The following is a 2,054-nucleotide window of genomic DNA, read 5'->3' as shown; positions in this document are numbered from 1 at the left end:
GCGGGCGTGCATCGCGCAGACCGGCATGACCCGCTCCGAGTGCCTCGCCGACGCCGCGGCGGGCAACGCGAGCTGACACGCGGGCCCCGGGACGGTCCGCAATGAGCGCTGCGTCACGTCGTCCGGCTCTGCTCTGCTTAACGAACGTCCACTTATAGTGGCGTCACCGTCGGGTCCTCGGGGCCCGGGCCGCCACCACCGTCGCACGGAGGACGCCGCAATGAAGCCGCGCGTAGGAACCACCCTGGCCAGCACCACCGACCAGACGACGGTGATCGTGGTGCGATGGGGTGCCGATGACCTGGACGTGACCTGCGGCGGAGCGCCGATGGTCGACGCGAAGGGCCCCGCGGCGGGGACCGTGAACGTGGCCGACCCGGCGCAGCAGGACGGCACGCAGATGGGCAAGCGCTACGCCGACGACGCGCACGGCCTCGAGCTGCTCTGCACCAAGGCGGGATCCGGCACACTGGCCGTGGCCGGGGTCCCCGTGCCACTCAAGGACGCGAAGCCGCTGCCCGCGTCGGACTGAGTCGGACCGAGCCCATCCGACCCAGACCCACCGTCGAGACGAGGAACCGGACGCCGCCGATGAACGTGACGATGCTGTTGGACATGGCCGCCGACGGGTTCGGCGACCGGATCGTGGTCGGGACCCGGGAGACGGGGCTGTCCGCCGAGGCGCTGCGCGCGCGGGCGGCGGGCGGAGCGGCCCTGATCGAGGCGGCGGGCGCCGACTCGGTCCTCTACCTCGCCGTCAACGGCCCCGCCTTCCCCGTGGCCCTGTTCGCCGCGGGCCGGGCGGGGGTGCCGCTGGTGCCGGTGAACTACCGGCTCGGCGCCGAGCAGCTGGACCACCTCGTCGGCAACCACCCCAAGGCCCTGGTGATCGCGGACGAGGGCCAGGCCGCGGCGGTCGAGCGCGCCGGGCTGGTCGCCCGCACCCCCGAGCGGTTCCTCGACGCGGCGGCCGCGGCCGACACCTCCGCGCAGGAGGAGACGTTCGTCGACCCGGACTCCGCCGCGGTGATCATCTACACCAGCGGGACCACGTCGGCGCCCAAGGGCGTGGTGCTGCGGCACTCCAACCTCGTGTCCTACGTGCTCGGCACCGTGGAGTACGGCTCCGCGGCCGAGGACGACGCGGCGCTGATGAGCGTGCCGCCCTACCACATCGCAGCCGTGTCGAACGCGCTCACGAACCTCTACGCGGGCCGCCGGGTGATCGTCCTGGAGGCCTTCAGCCCGGGCGAGTGGGTGGCGACCGTGCGCGGGCAGGCGGTCACCAACGCCATGGTCGTGCCGACGATGCTCGCGCGGATCATGGACGAGCCGGACCTGGACCGCGCGGTCCCGTCCCTGCGCAGCCTGGCCTACGGCGGGGCCGCGATGCCGCGCCGGATCATCGAGCAGGCCCTGGCCGAGTGGCCGCACGTCGACTTCGTGAACGCCTACGGCCTCACCGAGACCAGCTCCACGATCACGGTGCTGGGTCCCGCGGAGCACCGCGCGGCCCTGAGCTCCGACGACGAGGCCGTGCGGGCCCGGCTCTCCTCCGCGGGACAGGCGGTGCCGGGCATCGAGATCGAGGTCCGCGACGACGACGGCACCCCGGCGCCCGCCGGTACCCCCGGGACCATCTGGGTCCGCGGCGAGCAGGTCTCCACAGAGTACGCGGGCAAGGGCTCCTCGGTGGACGAGGCCGGCTGGTTCTACACCCGGGACTTCGGCAGGCTCGACGCGGAGGGCTACCTCTTCATCGAGGGCCGGGTGGACGACACCATCATCCGCGGCGCGGAGAACATCGCCCCGGCCGAGATCGAGGACGTCCTGCTGCGCCATCCCGACGTGGCCGACGCGGTCGTCGTCGGGGTGCCGGACGAGGAGTGGGGCCAGCGGATCGAGGCGGTCGTGGTGCCCCGGCGCGGCGTCGACCTCGACGGTGAGGCCCTGGAGTCGTTGCGCGCCACCGTCCGGTCCACGCTGCGCGGCTCCAAGACCCCGGACCGGATCGTCTGCTGGGCGGAGCTGCCGCGCACCCCCACCGGCAAGCT

Annotated in this window: 2 protein-coding genes; both read left to right on the top strand. The window is 73.5% G+C overall.

What is annotated here, in order from left to right; genetic code table 11:
* The first annotated feature begins 220 nt into the window (after positions 1-220).
* Entirely contained in the window at positions 221-532 is a 312-nt protein-coding gene (locus tag H5J29_RS30420; RefSeq protein WP_181784395.1) for a hypothetical protein, read from the top strand.
* 59 nt (positions 533-591) lie between these two features.
* Positions 592-2,054: class I adenylate-forming enzyme family protein (locus tag H5J29_RS30415; protein ID WP_181784394.1), on the top strand; the 1,463-nt coding region annotated here is incomplete at its 3' end.

It is taken from the genome of Pseudonocardia pini (assembly GCF_013870575.1).
GTDB lineage: Bacteria > Actinomycetota > Actinomycetes > Mycobacteriales > Pseudonocardiaceae > Pseudonocardia > Pseudonocardia pini.
Note: the sequence above shows the minus strand (reverse complement) of the source record. Positions and strands in the feature narration are given on the sequence as shown.

Coding starts and splice junctions, on each gene's coding strand:
- H5J29_RS30420 (WP_181784395.1), top strand. CDS start 221: ATGAAGCCGCGCGTAGGAACCACCCTGGCCAGCACCACCGACCAGACG.